The organism is Xanthomonas vasicola (genome assembly GCF_000772705.2).
Classification (GTDB): domain Bacteria; phylum Pseudomonadota; class Gammaproteobacteria; order Xanthomonadales; family Xanthomonadaceae; genus Xanthomonas; species Xanthomonas vasicola.
The window spans coordinates 13990-36331 of record NZ_JSBW02000006.1 but is presented as its reverse complement, the minus strand read 5'-3'; the positions used below and the strand labels follow the sequence as shown (position 1 = coordinate 36331).

Genomic DNA, 22342 nt, shown 5'->3' with positions numbered 1-22342 from the left:
AAGAAGCAGAACGTGACGTCGCCAGCTACTGATCGCTCTAATCGGTTAAGACGATCTGGCGTTCCAGGCGTTGCGTGGCTTGAGTGAAAAGCTTGGTTGGTCGAGTGTGCGGTGCCCTCAGCGCTCGCGGGACACGCCGTAAACCCGTCCATGGGGCTCGATGGCGGCATCCACACCGCCAACAGTCCCGCAAGCGGCGAGGACACCGCACCAGGCGGTTTCCGTGCTGCGTTATTGAAAGCTATGCACACCGACCAGCGTGACTGGTCCTTGCCCGCCCACCGTCGCGGGACCCTGGGCGGCATGGATGCCGCCAAGGAGCTTACAGGGACGTACTTGCAGCGTGTCCTGCGATGGTGGACGGGCAAGGGCCCTGCAACCGAGCCGCAGATCAGCAGCTCCGAGATCTACAGACTGCAACTGCAACTAACTTAGGCACAGCGTTCAATCCATCACAAGAACGCAGAGATCGGCGATCTTTAGGGACTGAGTAGAACATCGCAAGCACTCAATAGGCGGCGGGCAACGCACACTCAAAGCGGCATGTACACCTGATACGTGCCGCACCAATAACCGCAGCGCCCGCCTGATCGCGGCGCAATAGCATTGTCATCCGCTGTTACTTGCGTGCCGTCTCGCTGGCGTCGCGGGTGGCGCGGAACTCCGAGTCTTGGCTCCAGTTCGGCCACTGACGCGAGTCGGCAAGCTGCTGGCCTAGCGTATACAACACACCCAAGTCGCGTGCAGCGCCGGCGAAGGTCCAACCCGGCTTCCATTCGTCGCCTTGCTGGTGATAGCGCTTGGCGGTGTAGTCGTCGGCTGCGGCCTTGCCTGCCGCCACGCCGCCCACTTCCCAGTCCTGGCCGGCTGCATACGACAGCGCCGGCACACCGCGCTTGGCGAAGGAGAAATGATCGGAGCGGAAGAAATAGCCAGCCTGCGGTTTGGGATCGGGCGTGTAGCGCAATTTGGATTGCGCAGCGACGCTCTTCAGTTGATCGAGCAGTTCGAGTTTTGCGGTGCCGTAGATGCCGAAATCGCGCGAAGGCACGAACGGATTCATGCCGTCCATGTTGATCACCGCCACCGTGGTGTCCAGCGGATACAGCGGCTTGGATGCGTAGAACTCCGAGCCCAGCAAGCCCTTCTCTTCGGCGGTGACGGCCAGGAACACCACCGAGCGCTCGGGCTTTGGCCCCTTGGCGAAACTGCGCGCCAGCTCCAGCAACGCAGCGGTGCCGCTGGCGTTGTCCAATGCGCCGTTGAAGATGGTGTCGCCACGTGCATCCGGCTTGCCCACGCCGATGTGGTCCCAGTGCGCGCTGTAGATCAGCGTTTCGTTGGGATGCTTGCTGCCTTCCAATCGCGCGACGACGTTGTGCGACGTGATCACGTCGGACTTGACCCGGTAGCTGGTGCTCAAACGCTGGTTCTTGAGTTCGACCGGCTTGAAGCCGCGCGCCTGCGCTTGCTTCTTCAAGGTCTCGAAATCCAACCCGGCATGCTTGAACAGCTCGGTGGCCAGATCGCGCTGGATCCAGCCTTCCAGCGTGGGATGCGCGCTACGCGGGTTGTCGCGCACCACGTCGAACATGGTGTTGGTGTTGGAGCTGGCCACCGTGTCCCAGCCATACGAGGCCGGCGCGGCTTCGTGCACGACCAGCACGCCGAGGGCGCCCTGGCGCGCGCCTTCTTCGTACTTGTAGGTCCAGCGGCCGTAGTAGGTCATGCCGACGCCGTCGAAATCCCCCTTGCCGGTTTCAAAATCCGGGTCGTTGATCAGTACCACGGCGATCTTGCCCTTCAGATCTACACCCTTGAAGTCGTCCCAGTTGCGCTCCGGCGCCTTGACACCGTAGCCGACGAACACCAGCGGCGCGTTGGCGATCTCCACGTGGGATGAGCCATCCAGCGCGGCGCGGATGGCGATTTGCTTGCCCTGGGTCAGCGCTTGCGGCTTGCCGGCGTTCTGCACCGCAATGGTAGGCGTGCCGACGATATCGGCGCGCCGCAGCGGCACCGCCTGGGTCCAGGCGCGCTTGCCGTTGGCCAGATCGCCGCCCGGCTGCAGGCCGGCCTCGGCGAACTGCTTGCTCAGGTAGGCAATGGTCTTTTCTTCGCCGGCAGTGGCAGGACCGCGACCTTCATAGGCATCGGAGGCAAGTTCCTTGACGTCGCGCGAGATGCGCGCGCCATCAAAACTCGGCGTGGCCGCCATCAGCGCGGTCGAGACCGCCATTGCCAGAAGTCCTACGGCAACTCGCTTCATTGCACACCCCAGATCTTGGATAGCCCTGGAGTGTAGCCAGCATCGCGTGCAGGACGATATCCGCGCCCGCGCCAATGCATGCAGTGCGATTGCGCTGTGCGCGGATGAAGGTCGATGCGGTTGTCTGCGGCGAGTGGGCCGGTGGCCTGCTCCAACGCGCCGCTGCGGCTCAGGACAGATCGACGCTGCCCACCGGGTGCGCAACCTGCCGCACTGCCCGCCGGCGATCAGCTCGGCATACACCGCCGCGCGATTGCGGCCCTGTTGCTTGGCCCAGTACAGCGCCGTCGGCTTCGTCCAGCATTTCGCTGATCAGCTGACCCTGGGTCAGTTCGACGATGCCGGTACTGCGCGTGACCTGCCCCACCTGCGGGAACAGGTAACTCGGCCACGGCCAGCCGGAATCGCTCGAACAGGCTCACAGCGGTATCGCGGTCCACGCCGCGCAAAACAATCACGAACTCTTCGTCGCCGAAGCGCAACAGCAGGTCGTCCTGGCGAAACGTCCGTTGCATCAGCTGTGCGACCAACAGCAGCACCTCGTCGCCATACAAATGGCCGAAAGTGTCGTTGACGCGCTTGCAGTGATCGATGTCGACAATCCCCAGCCACGCCCTGTTCCGCTGCGGATTCGGCACCGCCTGCAAACAGCCGCAGGATCACATCGTCGAAGGTCTTGTGGTTGCGCAGACCAGTCAGTGCCTCGCGCTGGGCGTCGTCGCGCAGGCTGCGGTAATTCTGGAAGAAGCGCGCAAAGCGCTGCAGCATCGCTTGCTTGGCAATGCCGGCAATGCGCGCGCCGGCCACCCGCAGGCAGGTGCGGATGCCGCGCACTTTCATCATTGGGTAGACCAGCAAGGGGCGGCCATCTTCCTGCAGCTGCACCACATCGCCCGGCACATGGACCTCGGCCAGCTGGATGCGCGTGCGTGCATGGTGGATCTCGGCCACCGTCAGCGACAGCCGGCCGTCGTCGCGCAGACGCGTTTCGGCCATGCTGCGGCCGTCCGGGGCGATGCGTCGCAGCGAGAGTTCTTCGGCGGCGCAGACCTCGCGCACGGTGCGCACCAGACTCAGGTCGAGCAGATCGGCATCGCGGATGGTGGTCAGGTCCACCATCCGTTCCAGAAGCGGTGCATTGGTCATGGCCGCGCCACCCCGTGAACAGACACGCGCCCGCAGCGCCGGGCACGGCACGCAGGCGCACATCTCGGGTTGGAACGCACTGGCTTCACGGCAACCACCGGCAATCAGGATGCCGAATCATTGGCGTCGCCTACCCGAACTTGCGTTCGCGCGCAGCTGCGCTCAGGGCAGGGACAGCCAGGCACTGGGTGCGCGCCAGGCATGCGGGGCGCATCCCGGCCGCGTGACCCCGGCTCAGGGCAACGCAGATTCCAGCGCGTCCTCACCCAAGGCATGCCGCTGCATCAGGCGCCTGCTGCCTGCATTCAGGCCTTTCACTTGCACGTCCAACTCGTGATGGCGCAAGCGCTGCACCACCTTGTCCAGTGCTGCCACTGCGGTGATGTCCCAGAAGTGTGCGCGGCTGACGTCGAGCACCGCTGCGCCGCCAGGCACCTCGCGTGCATCGAAGGCATCGATGAAGACATCGGCCGAGGCGAAGAACACCTGCCCGCGCACGCTGTAGGTGCGCACACCATCGGCGCTGTCGGCGTGCGTGATCTGCAACAGCCCGGCCACCTTGAAGGTGAAGAATACCCCGCTCAGCAGCACGCCTACCGCCACACCTGCCGCCAGATTGTGGGTGAATAACGTCACCGCCACGGTCGCCAGCATCACCACGCTGGACGTACGCGGGTTGGTCACCACCGTGCGCAGCGAGCGCCAGTCGAAGGTCTCCGCCGACACCATCACCATGATCGCCACCAGCGCCACCACCGGCACCTGCGACACCCACGGCTTGAGCATCACCATCAGGATCAGCAGGAACACGCCGGCAAACAACGTAGAGAGACGACCACGGCCGCCGTATTTCACGTTGCCCACGGTCTGCCCGATCATGCCGCAGCCGGCAATGCCGCCGAACAGACTGGCGGCAGCGTTGGCGATGCCTAGCCCGGTGCATTCGCGGTTCTTGTTGCTGGGCGTGTCGGTGAGTTCATCGACCACGCGCGCGGTCATCATCGATTCGAGCAAGCCCACCATCGCAATGGCCAGCGCCGGCAGCGCAATGATGCGCAGCGTTTCCAGCGTCAACGGCACCGCCGGCCATTGCAGGAACGGCAGCGCGTTGGGCAGCTTGCCCAGATCGGCCACGGTCTTGAGCGGCAGATGCAGCGCGGTGCTGGCAACGCTGAGCAGCAGAATGCACAACAGTGGCGAAGGAATTGCCGACACTCCCGGCACGCGCAGACGCGGCAGGCCGTAGATGATGGCCATCCCTACGCCCAGCATGACCCAGGTGGTCAGATTGGCACCTAACAGATGCGGCAACTGCGCGGCGAAGATCAACACTGCCAGCGCATTGACGAAACCGGTGCGCACCGAGCTACTGACAAAGCGCATTAGCACGCCCAGCCGCAGCAGCCCGAACAGAATCTGCACTGCGCCGGCCAGCAAGCCGGCGGCCAGCAGATACGGTAGCCCGTGCGCAGCCACCAGCGGTGCAGCCACCAGTGCCACCGAGCCGGCTGCAGCAGAAATCATCGCAGGGCGTCCGCCACAGAACGCAATCACGATGCCAATCACGAAGGATGCGAACAGGCCCACCTGCGGATCGACCCCGGCCACGAACGCGAATGCAATCACTTCGGGAATCAGGGCAAACGTGGCCACCGCACCGGCCAGTAGTTCGCGCGCGGGGGAGGCGCGCCATTGCGCCAGTTCGGCACGCAACAAGGACATGGGGGACACTCCGGCAACAGTAAAGGACAACCTGCGGACAGCACGCAGCAACCCTAGTGTGCGGGAAAGCGAGCTCGCCCGCAGCTTGGATGTGACTGGTATGCCACTGCGCTTCTCTGTGGCACCGGTCACGCCACGCGGCACAGCCGAAGACCAAGATGCCCCCTCAGCGAGCTCGACTGTCGAGCTCGCTTAACCAGGAGACATCATGTCCATCTTCAAGGCTGCAAGTACGCTCGCATTTGCAACGATGTTAGCGCTAACCGCCGCTCCGGCTTTCAGCTATTCGGTCAGCAAAAACAAGATCGTCAACGACAAGGGCAAGGTGGTTCAGCTCAAGGGCGTGAACGTGTTCGGCTTCGAGACCAGCAACCATGTCATTCATGGCCTGTGGGTACGCAACTGGAAAGATATGATCGACCAGATGCAGGGCCTGGGCTTCAACGCGGTGCGCCTGCCGTTCTGCCCGGCCACGCTGCGTAGCGACACCATGCCCACCAGCATCGACTACAGCCGCAATGCCGACTTGCAGGGCCTGAGCTCGTTACAGATTCTCGACAAAGTGATCAACGAATTCAACGCACGCGGCATGTATGTATTGCTGGATAACCACAGTCCCGATTGCGGTTCCATTTCAGAGCTGTGGTACACCGATTCGTATTCCGAAGCGCAATGGCTGAACGATCTGCGCTTTGTCGCCAACCGCTACAAGAACGTGCCGAGCGTGATCGGCGTGGATTTGAAGAACGAGCCGCACGGCGCCGCGACCTGGGGCACGGGCAACGCCGCCACCGACTGGAACAAGGCCGCCGAGCGCGGTTCTGCCGCTGTGCTTGCGGTGGCACCAAAGTGGATCATTGCTGTGGAAGGCATCACCGACAACCCGGTCTGCTCCACCAATGGCGGCATCTTTTGGGGCGGCAACCTGCAGCCGCTGGCCTGCACCAAGCTCAACATTCCGGCCAACCGGCTGTTGCTGGTACCGCATGTGTACGGCCCGGACGTGTATGTGCAGTCATACTTCAACGACAGCGACTTCCCCAACAACATGCCACTTATTTGGGAGCGTCACTTCGGCCAGTTCGCCGGAAGTTACGCCCTGCTGCTCGGCGAATTCGGCGGCAAGTACGGCGAAGGCGATCCGCGCGACAAGGTCTGGCAAGACGCACTGGTGAAGTACCTGCGCAGCAAAGGCATCAACCAGGGGCTCTATTGGGCGTGGAACCCCAATAGCGACGGTACCGGCGGCATCCTGCGCGACGATTGGACCACGGTGCGCGAAGACAAGATGACCTTGTTGCGGACGCTATGGGGCGCGGCAAGCAACACCAAACCGACGCCAACTCCGACGCCAACTCCGACCCCCACGCCAACGCCAACGCCGGGCGCTGACTTCAGCACCAAGGTGATCCCCGACAGCAAGTGGAACGGCGGCTACTGCAATCGCGTGCAGGTCACCAATACCGGTACCGCCAGCGGCACGTGGTCGATCTCGCTGACGGTCACCGGCACCGTCAACAACGCCTGGAATGTAACCTGGTCGCAGAGCGGCAGCGCACTGCAGGCCAGCGGTGTGGACTTCAATCGCACCCTGGCTGCCGGTGCAACGGCCGAGTTCGGCTTCTGCGCGGCAGGTTGATCAACATGCAGTAAAAGCATGCAGCGCGCCGGCTAGTGCAGCGCAGACTTTCGCAGTCTGCGTTGCACGATCTGAGCTGTCCTGCAGGGCGGCTGATCGCTGCACCGTCTTGCAAGCAGGCCGAACACAGCAGATGTCTTCGGGACACCGCAGCAGTCACAGGACAGAGTAGATAGGACAAGCGCGCCATTGCGTGCGATGCGTTGTGTTCGATCATGCGCATCGCACCCAATGGCGCTGCGTACTTACATCGCCATCGCGTCGTTATGCAATAAATGCCTTAAATAAGCAGGCGCGGCCGCAGATAACGTTCAACACCAGCGTACATCAGCCGCTATCCAACCCATGGCGCTTGTGCGCGTTTTGGATGTCGTTGTCATGCCCGTCGTTTCCATGTTGCGTCGTTACGTTGCCAATCTCCCGCTCACCCGTAAATTCGTCCTGTTGTGCACGCTATTGACCGTGGGTGTGATTCTGCTGGCGGTGGCCGCCGCACGGTTGCAATATCTGGATCTGGTTGAAGCGCGCAAGCTCAGCGTCAAGACCGAGGTCGAGATGGGCCTGACCGTGATGCAGCACTACGCCGACAAGGTCAAAGCCGGCGAACTGAGCCTTGAGCAAGCCAAGGAAGCCGCACGCACCACGTTGGCCGACATGCGCACCAACGATGGCGTGGATTACTTTTTCATCGTCGACCCGCAGATGCGCATCCTGATGCATCCCAAGCGCCCGGTCGGCAGCGACATGACCGACTACAAGAGCGATGCCGGGCAATACGTGTATCGCGACATCAAGACCGCCATCGACAGCGGCGATGGCTTCAGCTATTACGACGCGCCCAAGCCGGGCAAGAAGGAGCAGTTACCGAAAATCAGCTACGCCGAGAAATTCCCGGCCTGGAACTGGGTGCTAGTGATGGGCGTGTATGCCGAAGACATTCAAGTGCAGGCATGGGGATTCACGCGCACCTTGACCTTGATTGGCGGTGCCCTGGTGGCACTGGTGATCGGGCTGTGCTGGTTGATCGCCTCGGCCATGGCGGCACCGCTACGCGCCGCCTCGCGCACTGCAGAGGCAATCGCTTCGGGCCGCTTCGACAACGACATCCGCGTGGAATCGCGCGATGAAACCGGTCAGCTGATGCACAGCATGCAGCAGATGCAGAACCAGCTGCAGCGCTTCAATGGCGAAATGCAGACCATGATCGGCCTGCAGCAGGGCGAAAAAATCGCGCATCGCATTCCGGAAGATTTCCCCGGCGATTACGGCACGCTGGCGCACGGCGTCAACACGGTGGTGTTCGAACACCTGGACGCCATCAATGAAGCCATGGACGTGATGAGCGACTACGGCCGTGGCGATCTACGCCGCGACATGCGCCGCCTGCCCGGCCAGCGCGCAGCCTTGCATCAGGCGCTGGATACGGTCAAAGAGAATCTGTCGGCGATCAACAGCGATATCGCACGTCTGGCCGATGCCGCCGCGCACGGCGATTTCTCTGCACGTGGCGATCAATCGCGCTATCAATTCGCGTTTGCGGAAATGGTGCAGGCCTTGAACGGCCTGATGCAGCAGGCCGATGCGGGGCTGGACGATGTGGGCCGCATCATGGCCGCGATCGCGGACGGCGATCTGTCGCAGCGCGTCGAGTCGCATTACGAAGGCGCGTTTGGCCGGTTGGCCGATGCGGCTAACCGCACCGCGATTCAATTGACCAGCATCGTGCAGGGCATCCAGCAATCGGCCGAGATGATCAACACCGCGGCAGGTGAGATTGCCAGCGGCAATGCCGATCTGTCCACGCGTACCGAACACCAGGCGGCGAATCTGGAAGAAACCGCCGCTTCGATGGAAGAACTCACCTCCACCGTACGCCAGAACGCCGACAACGCACGCCAGGCCAACCAACTGGTCAAGGGCACCGGCGAAGTGGCCGAAAGCGGCGGCCGCGTGGTGCAGGAAGTGGTCAGCACCATGCAGGCGATCACGCAATCGTCGGCGCGCATTTCCGACATCATCGGGGTCATCGACGGCATCGCCTTCCAGACCAATATCCTGGCCTTGAATGCAGCCGTGGAAGCGGCACGCGCCGGCGAACAGGGACGTGGTTTTGCCGTGGTCGCCACCGAAGTGCGCGCCCTGGCGCAGCGCTCGGCCGGTGCCGCCAAGGAGATCAAACAGCTGATTTCCGATTCGGTTGAGAAAGTGGCGCAAGGCTCGGAGTTGGTGCAACAGGCCGGCAGCACCATGACCGACGTGGTCAGCTCGGTGAAACGCGTGACCGACATCATGGCCGAGATCACCGCCGCCAGCACCGAACAAAGTGCCGGCATCGAACAGGTCAGCACCACGGTGATGCAGCTGGACGAAATGACCCAGCAAAACGCCGCACTGGTGGAAGAAGCCACCGCGGCGGCGCGCAGCATGGAAGACCAGGCAGCGGACCTGACCCGCGCCGTGGCAGTGTTCCGGTTGGTATCGGACACCGCGCGGCCGCAGGCACGCAGCGCAGCGCACACACTCGCCACTGCGAAGACAGCGACCGCTGCAAAAACCGCGCACGACGAAAGGCTGCGCGCGTAAGCGCAATCGCCTGCCGCGCACGCGGGCTCTGGCCCCTGCGTGGCAGTCGATCTCGGTAGGATGCGCGGCGGTCGCCGCGACTGATGACCCTGGCTTGTGACGAAAAAACCATCTGCCGTGCATCCGCGCGTCCATGCAAGGTTGCGCGGCAGTGGCGGTCCAAATACAGCATTGCTGCCCTGCTAAAAGCAATGGCGGGTGCACTGGAAAACCACGGGACAGAGCGCCTGCGCACCAACCGCATCGCGCAAGATGCCGGAGTCGGCGTCAGCCAGCGCTATCACTCTTTCGTTGGCAAGAACGCGGGCATCGTTGAGTTGTAACAACGCGAACGCTGCTGGGCGTTGAGAGTCGAGAGTTGGAAGTCAGCGATTCGCGCCAGGCATGCGCACGCGTCAGCAGCAGCAACGCATTGGCTTGCGCCAGCAACACACAGCGCTTACTGCCGCGATGTCTGCCCAGCTGGCCGCCGCGCGCGCTTGGCTGCATACATCGCCTCATCAGCGGCATGCATCAGGCTGGCCGCCTCGGCCTGTACGCCGTGTTGCCAGGCCACACCGATGCTGGGCTGGATCGGTAGATGCTGGTCGCCGAATAGGGCGCCTTCCGCCGCCAGCGTGCGGATACGGTCGGCCACCGCGGCGCATTCGGCCTGCGGATCCTGCAGCGCATCCAGCAACACCACGAATTCGTCGCCGGCCAGGCGTGCCACCAGATAGCGCTCGCCAACCGCGCGTTGCAGGCAATTGCCGAACGCCACCAATACCGCATCGCCGGCGCGGTGGCTGTAGGTGTCGTTGATGCGTTTGAAGCCGTCCAGATCCAAGAACATCACCGCCACTGCTAGCTGCTGCGGTTGCGGTTGCGGTTGCGGTTGCGGTTGCGCCTGCGCCTGCGCCTGCGCAACCGCCACCTGCAGCGCTTCGGACCAGGCATGCCGATTCGGCAGGCCGGTCAATGCATCGCGGGTGGCGCGTTCGTGCATCAAACGGTGCAGTGTCTTGTGCGCAGTGACATCGTGCGCCATCAGGAAGAAGCCCTGCGTTGGCGTCGCAGCGCCATGCGTTTCCGGCACCAGGGTCACTTCTACATCGCGCGGGCTGGTGCCGCCACGCAAGACATGTTCGAAGCTGGCGCGTTGCCCGGCCACCGCCTGTGCCAATGCGGCACGCGCGGCGGTGCTGAGGTTTTCGCCCAACACCTGCGTGATATGGCGACCGACCAGACTGGCAGGTTCCATACCGAGCCAGGCGCGATGCGCTTGATTGGCGAACAGGTAGCGCTGCCCGGCATCGAACTGGGCCACCAAGGTGGGCGTGGCGTCACTGATCGCGCGCAGGTGCGCTTCGCTTTCGGCCAGCCGTTCGGCCGCTACATGGCGCTCGGTCACATCCTGGATCTGCGAGACGAAATGCACGGGCGCACCGCTGCTGTCGCGCACCAGCGACAGCGACAGCTGCGCCCAGATCACCGCGCCCTGCTGGCTGATGTAGCGCTTGCCCAGGCTGTAACTGTCGCGTTTGCCGTCGATCAGGTCCTGCACCAGTTGCAGGTCCATTTCCAGATCATCGGGATGGGTGATCTGCTGGAAGTTCGTGCGCAACAACTGCTCGCGCGAATAGCCCAGGATGCCGCACAACGCCGGATTGACGTCGCGCCATTGCCCTTCCAGCGAGACGATAGCCATGCCTTGTGGCGCGGTTTCGAATGCACCGGTGAAGCGCTCGGCGGCCAACTGCGCGGCGGCTTGCGCCTGCAATTCAGCGGTGACGTCGATGGCCATTGCCAGATACCCGGCCAGGCCTTGCTGCGCGTCATGGATGACGTTGAAACACAGGCGCACGCGACGTAGGTCGCCGTCCTTGCGTACCAATGTCCACAGTTCCTCGGCCAGCACATCGCCAGCGGCGGCGGCGGCCAATTCCAGGTACGACGGTGGCGACAACGCCAGCGTCGCCATATGCCGCTCGAGTTCGGCCGGCAGATGGAACCGTGCCGGGCACGTGCCCAGCACCTCGTCGGCGCGGTAACCGAGCAAGCGCTCGGCACCGGGATTGAACAGTTCCAGACGGCACTGCGGGTCAAACGCCATGATGGCCACGTCTTGCGACGCGTCCACCAGTGCCTGCAGCCGCGCGCGTTCGCCGGCCAGTGCAGCCGAGGCATCCTTGAGCTGGGTGATGTCGTGCATCACGCAGACCGCGCCCAATGCCGTGCCCTTCTCGCTGACCACCGGGTCTGCGTTACACAGCACGCTGCGCGGCGGCTGGCCGGTGGCGCGGATCACCAGCTCGGCATTGCGCACATGCTCGCCGCGCCACGCACGCAGCAGCGGGATGGCGTCGGTGGGCAGCAGGCTGTTGCCGTCGGCGGTGTATAGATCGAAATGCAGCGCCCATTGCGCCGGTGGCAACAGGCGCGGGTCGGTGCCATGCCATTGCCGGGCGGCGTGATTGAACTCGCGCAGCAATCCGTCGGTGCCGCAGGCCACCACGCCGTCGGGCATGGCTTCCAGCAACATGCTCAAGGTCTGCCGCTGCGCCTGCGCTTCCAAGCGGTCGCGACGCGCTTCCAACTGGTTGGATGCCTGCCGCGCAAGGCGGATCAAGGCCTGCTTCTGGTTCTCGTCGAGCACGCGCGGCTTGGTGCTGAGCGTGCACAAAGTGCCGTAGGCGTAGCCTTCGCGCCCGATCAACGGCACCCCTGCGTACGAGCGCACGCCGGGGGCGGCAATCACCAACGGGTTGTTGACGAAGCGCGGGTCGGCTTCGGCATCGGGCACTTCCATCAACTCGGTGCCCATGATCGCGTAGGAGCAAAACGAAGCATTACGCGGCGTGCCTTCCAAATCGGTGCCGCAGCGCGCCTTGAACCACTGGCGGTCGGCATCCAGCAACGACACCAACGCCATCGGCGCGCCGGTGACGTGCGCGGCCAGCCAGGCGATGTCGTCGAATTCGGCCTCGGCTTCAGTGTTCAGTGCCTCCAGCCGGCGCACCGCGTCCACGCGCAAGGCGTCGTCGGCAGGGATCGGCACGGGCGGTAACAGGACGGTCATGGCGTGATCGGCGGGTAGCGTCTGGTCAAGGTAGGTCGCCCCAAGTAACGGCGAGGCGACGAGCAACTTGAGCGGCGACAGGTCGAGCTCGCTCAGCCAAGCTAAATCTAGAATCTGACGAAGCCGGCCGGCATTGCTGACGGCTTGACCGTTGCATCCGCAGGAAACCCCCGCCCCCCCTGCCCATCAGCATTTGCGGCGCCGCCAAGCAGCCACTACCCTCGGCCGATTGTCCTGTTCTGGAGTGTCACATGCTGCGTCCGCTGTCCTTGTTGATCGCCGGTGTGCTCGGCGTCGCCGCCGGTTCCGTTGCCCCCGCCGTTGCCGCTGCCCCGGCCAGCCTGTCCAAGAGCACGGCCAGCAGCGCCATTCCCGACATCGCCTATACCCGCTTCACCCTGCCCAACGGTCTGACCGTGGTGGTGCACGAAGACCACAAGGCGCCGGTGGTGGCGGTCAGCATCTGGTACCACATCGGCTCCGGCGACGAGCCGGCCGGCAAGACCGGCTTTGCGCACCTGTTCGAGCACCTGATGTTCTCCGGCTCGGAAAACAACAAGGGCAGTTTCTTTGCGCCGCTGGAAAAGGTCGGCACCACCGACATGAACGGCACCACCTGGTTCGACCGCACCAACTATTTCGAAACCGTGCCGACCACCGCGCTGGATACCGCGCTGTGGCTGGAATCGGACCGCATGGGCCACCTGCTCGGCGCCATCGGCCAGCAGGAACTCGACACCCAGCGCGGCGTGGTGCAGAACGAAAAGCGCCAGGGCGAGAACCGCCCATATGGCCGCGTGGACCAGAACATCCTGTCCAACCTGTTCCCGGCCAACCACCCCTACCAGCACAACACCATCGGCTCGATGGAAGACCTGGACGCGGCCTCGCTGGCCGACGTCAAACAGTGGTTCAACGACAACTACGGCGCCGCCAACACCACCCTGGTGCTGGCCGGCGACATCACCGTGGCACAGGCGCGCGCCAAGGCCCTGCAGTACTTCGGCGATATTCCGTCCGGCAAGCCGGTGGCGCGCCAGCAGCCGTGGGTAACCCCGCTGGCGGCGCAGACGCGCGGCGTGCAGCACGACCATGTTTCGCAGCCGCGCATCTACCGCACCTGGGCCGCACCGCAGCTGGGCAGCGACGACATGATCCAGCTGGATCTGGCCACCACCGTGCTTGGCGGCGGCAAGACCTCGCGGCTGTATCAGCGCCTGGTCTATCAGGACAACCTGGTGGACGACGTTTCCGCCTCGGTGCAGCCGTTTGCGCTGTCCAGCCAGGTGCAGATCATGGCCGACGTGAAGGACGGGGTGGACCCGGCCAAGGTCGAGAAGGTCATCGACGAAGAACTCAAGAAGTTCACCGCCCAGGGCCCGACCGCCGACGAACTGCAGCGCGCACAGGTGGCCTACCGTGCCGGCTTCGTGCGCGGGCTGGAAAAGGTCGGCGGCTTCAGCGGCAAGGCAGTGATCCTGGCCGAGGGCCAGGTCTATCGCGGCGACCCTGGTGCCTATAAGAAAGATCTGCAGCGCGTCCAGGCAGCGACCGTGGACAGCGTCAAACAGGCGTCGGCCACGTGGTTCGGCAAGGGCGATTACCTGTTGACCGTGCTGCCGGCCGGCAAGGACTTCGATCCGGCCGCCGAAGACAAGGCGGTGGTCGCGCGTGGCGAAGAAGCCGGCAAGCCGGCGCCGAAGCTGCCGGCTGCAGGCACGTTCAAGGTCACCGCCTCCACGCTGGATCGCAGCAAGGGCGTGCCGCAGACCGATCAGTTCCCGGGCCTGAGCTTCCCGAAACTGCAGCGCGGCAAGTTGAACAACGGCATCGAAGTGATCCTGGCCGAACGCCACACCATCCCGGTCACCCAGGTGGAGTTGCTGTTCGACGCCGGCTACGCTGCCGACCAGGGCGGCAAGCTCGGCACCGCCAGCTTCAGCGCCGCACTGATGAACGAGAGCACCACCGCGCTGGATTCGGTGGAGGTGGCGCAGCGCCGCCAGCGCTTGGGTGCGATTACCGCAGTCGGCTGCGATCTGGACAGCTGCAGCGCTTCGCTGGATGCGCTCAACGACCAGCTGCAGCCGTCGCTGCAGTTGTTCTCCGACATCGTGCGCAACCCCGCATTCAAGGCCGCCGACATCGAACGCATCCGCGGCCAGTGGCTGTCCGGCATTGCCCAGGAAAAGACCCAGCCCAACAGCCTGGCGCTGCGCGCGTTGCCGCCGTTGCTGTTCGGCGACAAGCACCCGTACGGCGTCCCACTCACCGGCAGCGGCACCGAGGCCGCAATCAAAAGCCTCAACGCGCAGGATCTGAAGAACTTCCACAGCCAATGGCTGCGTCCGGACAACCTGCGCATCCTGGTCGCCGGCGACACCACGCTGGCGCAGATCATTCCGCAGCTCGACGCCGTCTTCGGCGACTGGAAGGCACCGACCACCGCGTTGCCGAAGAAGAACCTGGCCAATGTCGCTGCTCAGCCCAAGCCGCGCGTGTACCTGATCAACCGCCCAGACGCACCGCAGTCGGTGATTCTGGCCGGCTTGCTGGCCCCGTCCACCAAGGCGCCGGATAACCTGGCGATTGGTGTGGCAAACGGCGCCTTCGGTGGCACCTTCACCTCGCGCTTGAACATGAATCTGCGCGAGAACAAGCGCTGGGCCTATGGCGCCGGCACCCGCATGATGGATGCGCAGGGCCAGCGGCCGTATCTGTTCTCGGCACCGGTGCAGACCGACAAGACCGCCGAATCGGCCAACGAGATCTTCAAGGAGGCGACCGCCATCATCGGCGACAAGCCGCTGACCACGGATGAGATCGAGAAGATCAAGAACCAGCGCATCCGTGCCCTGCCCGGCAGCTACGAGACCACCGACGCGGTGCTGGGTGCGATCGAAGGCATCGTGCAGTTCGACCGACCCGACGACTACGTGCAGACGCTCAAGCCGCGCCTGGAAGCGATCGACCAGCCGGCTGCGCAAAAGGCCATCAAGCAGATCATCAAGCCCGAGGCGATGACCTGGGTGATCGTCGGCGACCTGAAGAAGATCGAAGCCCCGGTGCGTGCGCTCAAACTGGGCGAGGTGCAGGTGCTGGACGTGGACGGCAAGCCGGTCAAGCGCTGATCGCACCTGTTGCACCGGCTGCGCTACTGCACGCAGCGTAGCCGGTGCTGGCGGGGGCCAGGTTGATGCGGCGTGTGGGTGTGCCAGGCGCGGTACTTGTCACCGATTCGCCAGGTAGTCGTGCAGCTTGGTGTTACATCTCCAAGTTGCTGCAATGCCAAGACACTGAGCCGCACGGCGCGCTCCCCGCCGATTGATGCTCGCAACCGTGTTCGACAGCAGCAAGGGCGCAGCGGGCTTCCAGCGTGCTGCGTGGTTTGAAGCAGCGCCGAAACTGGCGAGCCGCCGTCAGGCTTGCACAGCCGACGCGATGTCATCCCTGCCGCAACGCCATGGCAGACGCGCAAGGCGTGCTGTGTCCATAGCCCCCGTTGACTAGGCGGCCTGTGTTTGTCAGGACAAAGACCTGCCCAATCGGCACGCAACACCAATTTATCCGTTGCACTCGTCACGCCGCGCTGGCCTACCAGCCCGCCCCCTCCGCGTAGCAACATCCACGCCGCATTACCGGCGCTGCCAGTATCCTTGTGGCTTCCTCGTTCGCGCCCGCCTGGCTTATTCGATGAAGGACATGCCCATGGCTGACGAAGCCTCTCGCCAACAAGTCCTGGACGGCTATCGCATCGTCGACAGCCTGCCGGAGGACACCTATCAGGACGTCGTGCAGGTCGCTGCTTCCCTGTGCGGCACACCGATCGCGCTGATGTCGCTGGTGGACCGCGACCGCCAATGGTTTAAGGCCCAGCTGGGTTTGGGCCTGCAGCAGACCGACCGCAGCCAGGCCTTGTGCGACCACGCAATCCGCAGCCCCGAGCAGCTGATGGAAGTGCCCGACCTGCGCCAGGATAGCCGGTTCGCCAATATCTCGGTGGTCACTGGCGACACCGGCGCGCGCTTCTATGCCGGCATGCCGCTGGTCACCGCAGACGGCGTGGCATTAGGCACGGTCTGCGTGCTCGACACCGAGCCACGCACCCTCACCGACATTCAACGCACTGGTCTGCAGGCACTCGCGCGGGTGGCCATGCGCCTGCTCGACGAGCGCAAGCGCGAACTGCAACTGGAGCGCGATGCCATCCTGCAGCCGGTCGTCCCGGTCGCCAGCCAGGCGGTTGCCGACACCGGCTACCACCTGGTGATTCTGGAAGTGCAGGAACTGGCCGCACTCGCCGAACGCCAGAGCGAGCGTCTGCTCGGGCGCAATTTGCAGCAGCTCGACCAGGCATTCGCGGCGTTGGTGCAGGGGCCCGGCAACAGCATCGACCGTGTGACCGACAGTGCGGAATTCATCGCCGTGCTGCGAGGCCCCGACGCCGAGCGCACTCTGCAAGGCCTGCGTGAGATCGCCCAGCAACAACATGCGTTAGGCCTGACGGTCTTGCTGGGAGAAGCGCAATCCACTCGTCCGGACGAGCCGGTCGGCCAGGTGTTTCTACGCGCCGAAGTTGCGCTGAGTATCGAAAAGGATCGTTACCGGCAGAGCCTGGCCTGAGGCTGCGAACTGCTCTGCTGCTTCGCAGAAGTCCCCTCACCCCAGCCCCTCTCCCGCAAGGAGAGGGGCCTAAAGCAAGGCGTCAGCGCTGCGCTGTACCGCGATGGATTGCCCTAGTCGCTTGGTGTGAATTGAAAGGCAAAACGGAAGCGATTGAAGCCCCTCTCCCTGCGGGACGAAAAGCACCGCTTGCACGCCACCGCGTGCGTGCCTTGGAGTGCCCGCGCCGCAAGCGCGGGCCGGGGCGTGGAACGGGAGTTGGGGTGAGGGTACGGCGGCACTGCATTGCTCACCTTCGCGATGACACTGCGGCCTTGCGCGCTGCGTCTACACAGTAACGCACACACCCGCCCCTTACCCCAGCGCGCACTGCTTCAACTGGCGATCGGCGTACCACAGCGCGCGGCGGGCCAGGTCGTAAGCGCTGTCGGCTTGACGCGGCAGCATCTGCGCGGCCATCACCGGGTCGGCGCCGTTGTTCAAGGCGTGCTCGGCACGCTCCAGATCCGACAGGTGCGTGCGCACAGGCGATAACAGCGATTTGCGCTTGGACGCATCGCAGCGCGCGCTGCGTTGTTCCAGGGCTGCCAACGCCTCGCGAATGCGACGGCTGGCTTCGCCCTTGAGGTCGGGCAGGGTTTCGTGCGCGATCGGCGCCGATTTATACGCATCGCCGGTCGCCTCGCTACCCATCTCAGCCTGGTTGCCGGCCAGTGCGGGATTAAAGCGCACGTCCGGCGGCGGACGCGCCTTGGCGACCTGGGTCTGCGGCCCATTGAGCATGTCGTTGAACTTCTTCATGCCGCGATTCATTTCCTGCATCGCCACATCGCCCAGCGTGCCGTCGCTCTTCCAGTCCTTGGCGAAACGGGTTTCCTGGTACTGCACCGGGGTGCCCCGTTCCATCACGTTGCGCGCCTTGGCCTGCGCGCGCTCGTCAGTCATGCCCGGCGGCACCGCGCTGCCGGTTTGCGCCATTGGGTCGGCCTGCGCCATGCGCAGACGCCCGTCGCGGGTATACAGCTGAGCCGCCATGGAGTCGTTGGCCGGCGCATTAGCGGCAGCCACCTGCCGCGGCGGCGGTGGCGTGCGCGTGGGTGGCGGCGCCGTGTGTGCAGCCGATGCGGAAGCAGCGCGCGGTTTACGCGCTGGTTCCTGCGGCGGTTCCGGCGGAGCCGGAGGGGTTTCTTGCGGCCGCGGCACGAAATACACCTGCAACGTGTCGTCGTGTTGCGGGGTTTCGCGCGGCGGCGGCATGTAAAGCAACAGGCAGGCAAGAAAGAACAGGATGGCGCCCGTGCATGCGACAGCGGCGACATGCGGGACAAGCGCTTCCTTCCTGCTGGTAGTCACAATGCGGGAGACCGGTGAGATGAGAGGGCGGGTGCCACCCGGTGAACCCCGGTGTGCGAGGCGCAAATCTAGCGGGCGCGGCGCGGGCGCGCGTTTGAAATTCGTTGTCTGGCCGGAAAGGGCCAGCCGCCATTCACATTGAGCCGCAGGCAGGCGCGAGTGGATTGGCGCATCCGGCATAACGCAGTCAAGAAACCAGGGAAACAGATCGTTGGCTCTGATGCGCAGGCCCACCGCAAGCGAACCCCATACCTGCGCCCGTACGGGCTGACGCCGACCGACCACAAACCGATCAGCAAGCACTCACCAACCCAACCGCCCGCCCCGTTTTCCAAGGCGCCTACGCATACATCACGCCTCTTCGGTGTGGTACAGGCGCTGGCACACCTCGCAGAAAAATGCGCGACGCCCGGCCTTGCCCAAGTGCTTGCGGTACTGCAGCGGTGCGCCATCGCGCGGGCAGCTGGTCTTGGTGTGCACCTGGTAATGCTTCTTCAGCACGAAGGCTTTTTTCCAGGTGTAGAAATCGAAACTGTAGTCACGTGCCTGGGTGACCAGTTCGCCCAGTTTGCGCGCAGGCAACGCGCCCACCGTGCTCTCCGGATGCACACGGATGCGGTGCAGCACCTCGTTCTTGATGATGTTACCCACGCCAGCAAAGATGGTCTGGTCGAGCAATGCATCGGCGGCCAGCATGCCGGGCATAGCGCGTAGCTTGCGACGTGCCTGCGCAGCATCCCACAGCGGATTCATCACGTCCGCCGTCCAGTCGTACACCTGGTCGAGCGGGCGCTCGATGAACTGCACCGAGCACGCATAGAAATTCAACCGCTGGCGTTTGGAAAATTCCAGGCACAAGCGCGGCACCGCGCTGGGTTTGTCTTCGTTAATGCGATAGCTGCCGAACAACAGAAAGTGGATGCGCACGCTGAAGTTTGCGCATTCGATCAAGAAGTGTTTGCCCCAGCTGCGCAGCGCCAGCACTTTCTGCTGATCCAGACGTGCGATGTCCTGCTTGCTGTTGCCGGACACGCGCAGGATTTTGCGGCCGACAAACGCTTCGGTGTCTTCGCGCAGGATGACAAGTGAGGGACCTTCTGGCATGCGCCCAGTATCGAAGCGGCTCGTGATTCGACCGTGATCGCGATGCACACAACATCCTGACGCGCGCACCTGCATAGAGTGCTGCCACCCTCACCTCGCCTGCCATGCCAGCTCGCCCACCCACTGCAATTGGACGCGTGCGTTGCGGTTGCGCAGGCTGGTCGATTCCCGCCGCCGACCGCGCGCAGTTCGGCGAAGGCGCCAGCGTGTTGCAGCGCTACGCCACGCGCTTCGATGCAGTGGAAATCAACTCCTCGTTTTATCGCCCGCACCGCGCCAGTACCTACGCGCGCTGGGCCGACAGCGTGCAGGAGGATTTTCGTTTTTCGGTCAAGCTGCCGCGCAGTATCAGCCACGACGCGCGCCTGCACGGCACCGGGCCGCTGCTGGACGCCTTCCTGGCGCAGGCCGGTGCGCTGGGGACACGGCTGGGCTGCCTGCTGCTGCAACTGCCGCCTGGCGCGGCGTTCGATGCAGCGGTGGCGGCCAGATTCTTTGCGATGCTGCGCCGGCGCTGGGACGGCGGCGTGGTCTGCGAGCCGCGCCACGCGAGTTGGTTTACTGCACCCGCGCAGGCGTTGCTCGCACGCCACCGCATTGCACGCTGCGCCGCCGACCCTGCCCCGGTGCCCGCGGCAGCGATCCCGAGCCCGGCTGACGCGCCATTGTATTGGCGCTGGCATGGCGCGCCGCGCATCTACTACAGCAGCTACGACGACACCGCGTTGCAGGCATTGGCCGCTGCGGTGCGCGCCGGCCCACCCGACACCGCGCAGCCGCTGGCCGAACGCTGAGTGATCTTCGACAACACCGCGGCCGGGTGCGCGACCTCCAATGCGCTGGAATTGCAGCGCTTGCTGGGCACCGATCGCAAGCGCTAGCGCGAGCAGGCGGCGGCATTCCGACGCAGCGCTGTGGCGCGCATCTTGCAGCGGCTAGGTCGCACGGACGCGGGCGCGCCGCCATTCAAGCTGCCTGCATCCGCGCCGATACGCCTGAATCAACATGCGTTCCGGCATCACGCCGGATCAGCTTGCTGAACCCAGTCGTCCCCGTGCGAAGCCTGTCGGCGTGCCGGCACTTCACTCGGTCCCGCCCGCCACTTCGGTCGTTTACCATGCCCTACGCCACTGCCCGTTCTGGAGATGTCATGAGTTCTGCCGCGCCCCCGTGCTGCACGTCGCTGCTTGGCCTGTCGCTGAGCATGTTTGTTGCGCCGGGCACGCTGACGGCCGCGCCGCTGGACACTCCGGTCGTCAATGCGCCGGCGCCCACGCCGCCGACGCCGGACATGGCCTACCCAGAACTGTTCCAGGCTGTGCAGAGCGGTGAGCTGTTCGACGACCAGAAGCATTTTGTCGACTTTCTGCCATTGCGCGACCCGGCACTGATCAATGCCGACTATCTGGCCCAGCACGATCACCCTGGTTTCGACCTGCGCAAGTTTGTGGACGCCAATTTCGAAGAATCGCCGCCGGTGCAGACCGACGCGATCCGTCAGGACACCGCGCTGCGCGAGCACATCGATCTGCTGTGGCCCAAGCTGGTGCGCAGCCAGAACCACGTGCCACCGCACAGCAGCCTGCTGGCGCTGCCACACCCGTACGTGGTGCCGGGCGGGCGCTTCCGCGAGGTGTATTACTGGGATTCCTACTTCACCATGCTGGGCTTGGTGAAGAGCGGCGAGACCACGCTCAGCCGTCAGATGCTGGACAACTTCGCCTACTTGATCGACACCTACGGACATATTCCCAACGGCAACCGCACCTACTACCTCAGCCGCTCGCAGCCGCCGTTCTTCTCCTACATGGTGGAGCTACAGGCCGGCGTGGAAGGCGAGGCGGTGTATCAGCGCTATCTGCCGCAGCTGCAAAAGGAATACGCCTACTGGATGCAGGGCAGCGACGACTTGCAGCCTGGCCAGGCCGCGCGCCATGTGGTGCGCCTGGCTGATGGCAGTGTGTTCAACCGCTATTGGGACGAGCGCGACACCCCGCGCCCGGAAGCCTGGTTGCACGACACCCGCACCGCCGCCGAGGTGAAAAACCGCCCGGCTGCCGAGGTCTACCGCGACTTGCGTGCCGGCGCCGAGAGCGGTTGGGACTACACCAGCCGCTGGCTGGCCGACGGCCAGAACCTGCGCACCATCCGCACCACCGCCATCATTCCGATCGACCTCAATAGCCTGCTCTACCACCTGGAACGCACCCTGGCTCAGGCCTGCGCGCAACCGGGCGCGGAGTGCACGCGCGATTACGCCGCACTCGCACAGCAGCGCAAGCAGGCCATCGATGCGCATTTGTGGAACAAGGCCGGCTATTACGCCGACTACGACTGGCAGACGCGCATGCTGAGCAACCAGGTCACCGCCGCAGCGCTGTATCCGCTGTTCGCCGGCCTGGCCTCGGACGATCACGCCAAGCGCACCGCCAGCACCGTGCGCAAAATGCTGCTGCGCCCGGGCGGCCTGGCCACCACCGCAGTCAAGACCGGCCAGCAATGGGACGAACCCAATGGCTGGGCGCCGCTGCAATGGGTGGCCGTGGACGGCCTGCGTCGCTACGGCGAGGAAGCGCTGGCACGCACCATCGGCGAACGCTTCCTCGCCCAGGTGCAGGCGCTGTTCGCACGCGAACACAAGCTGGTCGAAAAATACGGCCTGCAAACCGATGCAGCCGGTGGCGGCGGCGGCGAATACGCCTTGCAGGACGGCTTCGGCTGGACCAACGGCGTCACCTTGATGCTGTTGAATCTGTATCCGGGCAAGGACACCAAGACAGCACCCGCCAAGCGCATGCGCAAGCCCGAAGCTGCCGCGCGCTGAGGACTGTGCCGCTGCTGCGCA

At 64.4% G+C, this 22342-nt stretch carries 11 protein-coding genes and 2 pseudogenes; 7 read left to right on the top strand and 6 right to left on the bottom strand.

Annotated elements, in window-relative coordinates:
* Positions 1–619 precede the first annotated feature (619 nt).
* From NX05_RS01665 to NX05_RS01655, 3 genes and pseudogenes are all read right to left on the bottom strand, one after another.
* Complete coding sequence (locus tag NX05_RS01665; protein WP_039432499.1) at positions 620–2269, bottom strand: M28 family metallopeptidase; 1650 nt, start codon at positions 2267–2269, stop codon at positions 620–622.
* Positions 2270–2438: 169 nt separating this feature from the next.
* Positions 2439–3415: pseudogene (locus NX05_RS01660) on the bottom strand (GGDEF domain-containing protein).
* 234 nt (positions 3416–3649) lie between these two features.
* Positions 3650–5137, bottom strand: a complete 1488-nt coding sequence (locus NX05_RS01655) for a SulP family inorganic anion transporter (protein ID WP_039432497.1) — start codon at positions 5135–5137, stop codon at positions 3650–3652.
* A 208-nt stretch (positions 5138–5345) separates the two neighbouring features.
* On the opposite strand from NX05_RS01655, the gene NX05_RS01650 reads away from it, so the two are divergent.
* The 3 genes from NX05_RS01650 (at position 5346) to NX05_RS25140 (ending at position 9682) form a co-directional block, all read left to right on the top strand.
* A complete protein-coding gene (locus NX05_RS01650; RefSeq protein ID WP_039432494.1) occupies positions 5346–6776 on the top strand; it encodes a glycoside hydrolase family 5 protein in 1431 nt (476 codons plus the stop codon).
* Between the two features lie 396 nt (positions 6777–7172).
* Complete coding sequence (locus tag NX05_RS01645) at positions 7173–9359, top strand: methyl-accepting chemotaxis protein (protein ID WP_039432527.1); 2187 nt, start codon at positions 7173–7175, stop codon at positions 9357–9359.
* Positions 9360–9550: 191 nt separating this feature from the next.
* Positions 9551–9682, top strand: coding sequence for a hypothetical protein (locus NX05_RS25140; protein WP_259677505.1), 132 nt, complete (start codon positions 9551–9553; stop codon positions 9680–9682).
* Between the two features lie 116 nt (positions 9683–9798).
* Here the strand turns inward: NX05_RS25140 and NX05_RS01635 are convergent, their stop codons facing one another.
* Positions 9799–12417 carry a PAS domain S-box protein gene (locus tag NX05_RS01635; protein WP_039432491.1) on the bottom strand — a complete coding sequence of 873 codons (2619 nt, stop codon included), beginning with the start codon at positions 12415–12417 and terminating at the stop codon, positions 9799–9801.
* A 251-nt stretch (positions 12418–12668) separates the two neighbouring features.
* On the opposite strand from NX05_RS01635, the gene NX05_RS01630 reads away from it, so the two are divergent.
* Together NX05_RS01630 and NX05_RS01625 are read left to right on the top strand one after the other, a co-directional pair.
* Positions 12669–15548 carry a M16 family metallopeptidase gene (locus tag NX05_RS01630; RefSeq protein ID WP_039432488.1) on the top strand — a complete coding sequence of 960 codons (2880 nt, stop codon included), beginning with the start codon at positions 12669–12671 and terminating at the stop codon, positions 15546–15548.
* A gap of 562 nt (positions 15549–16110) precedes the next feature.
* Complete coding sequence (locus NX05_RS01625) at positions 16111–17040, top strand: GAF domain-containing protein (RefSeq protein WP_039432486.1); 930 nt, start codon at positions 16111–16113, stop codon at positions 17038–17040.
* 354 nt (positions 17041–17394) lie between these two features.
* Here NX05_RS01625 and NX05_RS01620 read toward each other — a convergent pair whose 3' ends face one another.
* Together NX05_RS01620 and NX05_RS01615 are read right to left on the bottom strand one after the other, a co-directional pair.
* On the bottom strand, positions 17395–18306 hold the full coding sequence (locus tag NX05_RS01620) for a hypothetical protein (protein ID WP_170962543.1): 912 nt from the start codon (positions 18304–18306) through the stop codon (positions 17395–17397).
* A gap of 438 nt (positions 18307–18744) precedes the next feature.
* On the bottom strand, positions 18745–19497 hold the full coding sequence (locus NX05_RS01615) for a DNA-formamidopyrimidine glycosylase family protein (protein ID WP_039432479.1): 753 nt from the start codon (positions 19495–19497) through the stop codon (positions 18745–18747).
* A gap of 104 nt (positions 19498–19601) precedes the next feature.
* Here NX05_RS01615 and NX05_RS01610 point away from each other — a divergent pair.
* Positions 19602–20378, top strand: a pseudogene (locus NX05_RS01610) (DUF72 domain-containing protein).
* Positions 20379–20647: 269 nt separating this feature from the next.
* A complete protein-coding gene (treA, locus tag NX05_RS01605) occupies positions 20648–22321 on the top strand; it encodes an alpha,alpha-trehalase TreA (RefSeq protein WP_039432476.1) in 1674 nt (557 codons plus the stop codon).
* Positions 22322–22342: the final 21 nt, after the last annotated feature.

What these genes read in the sequence shown, in the direction of transcription:
- NX05_RS01665 (WP_039432499.1), bottom strand. Translation starts at nt 2,269, where the DNA reads ATGAAGCGAGTTGCCGTAGGACTTCTGGCAATGGCGGTCTCGACCGCG.
- NX05_RS01655 (WP_039432497.1), bottom strand. Translation starts at nt 5,137, where the DNA reads ATGTCCTTGTTGCGTGCCGAACTGGCGCAATGGCGCGCCTCCCCCGCG.
- NX05_RS01650 (WP_039432494.1), top strand. Translation starts at nt 5,346, where the DNA reads ATGTCCATCTTCAAGGCTGCAAGTACGCTCGCATTTGCAACGATGTTA.
- NX05_RS25140 (WP_259677505.1), top strand. Translation starts at nt 9,551, where the DNA reads ATGGCGGGTGCACTGGAAAACCACGGGACAGAGCGCCTGCGCACCAAC.
- NX05_RS01635 (WP_039432491.1), bottom strand. Translation starts at nt 12,417, where the DNA reads ATGACCGTCCTGTTACCGCCCGTGCCGATCCCTGCCGACGACGCCTTG.
- NX05_RS01630 (WP_039432488.1), top strand. Translation starts at nt 12,669, where the DNA reads ATGCTGCGTCCGCTGTCCTTGTTGATCGCCGGTGTGCTCGGCGTCGCC.
- NX05_RS01625 (WP_039432486.1), top strand. Translation starts at nt 16,111, where the DNA reads ATGAAGGACATGCCCATGGCTGACGAAGCCTCTCGCCAACAAGTCCTG.
- NX05_RS01615 (WP_039432479.1), bottom strand. Translation starts at nt 19,497, where the DNA reads ATGCCAGAAGGTCCCTCACTTGTCATCCTGCGCGAAGACACCGAAGCG.
- treA (WP_039432476.1), top strand. Translation starts at nt 20,648, where the DNA reads ATGAGTTCTGCCGCGCCCCCGTGCTGCACGTCGCTGCTTGGCCTGTCG.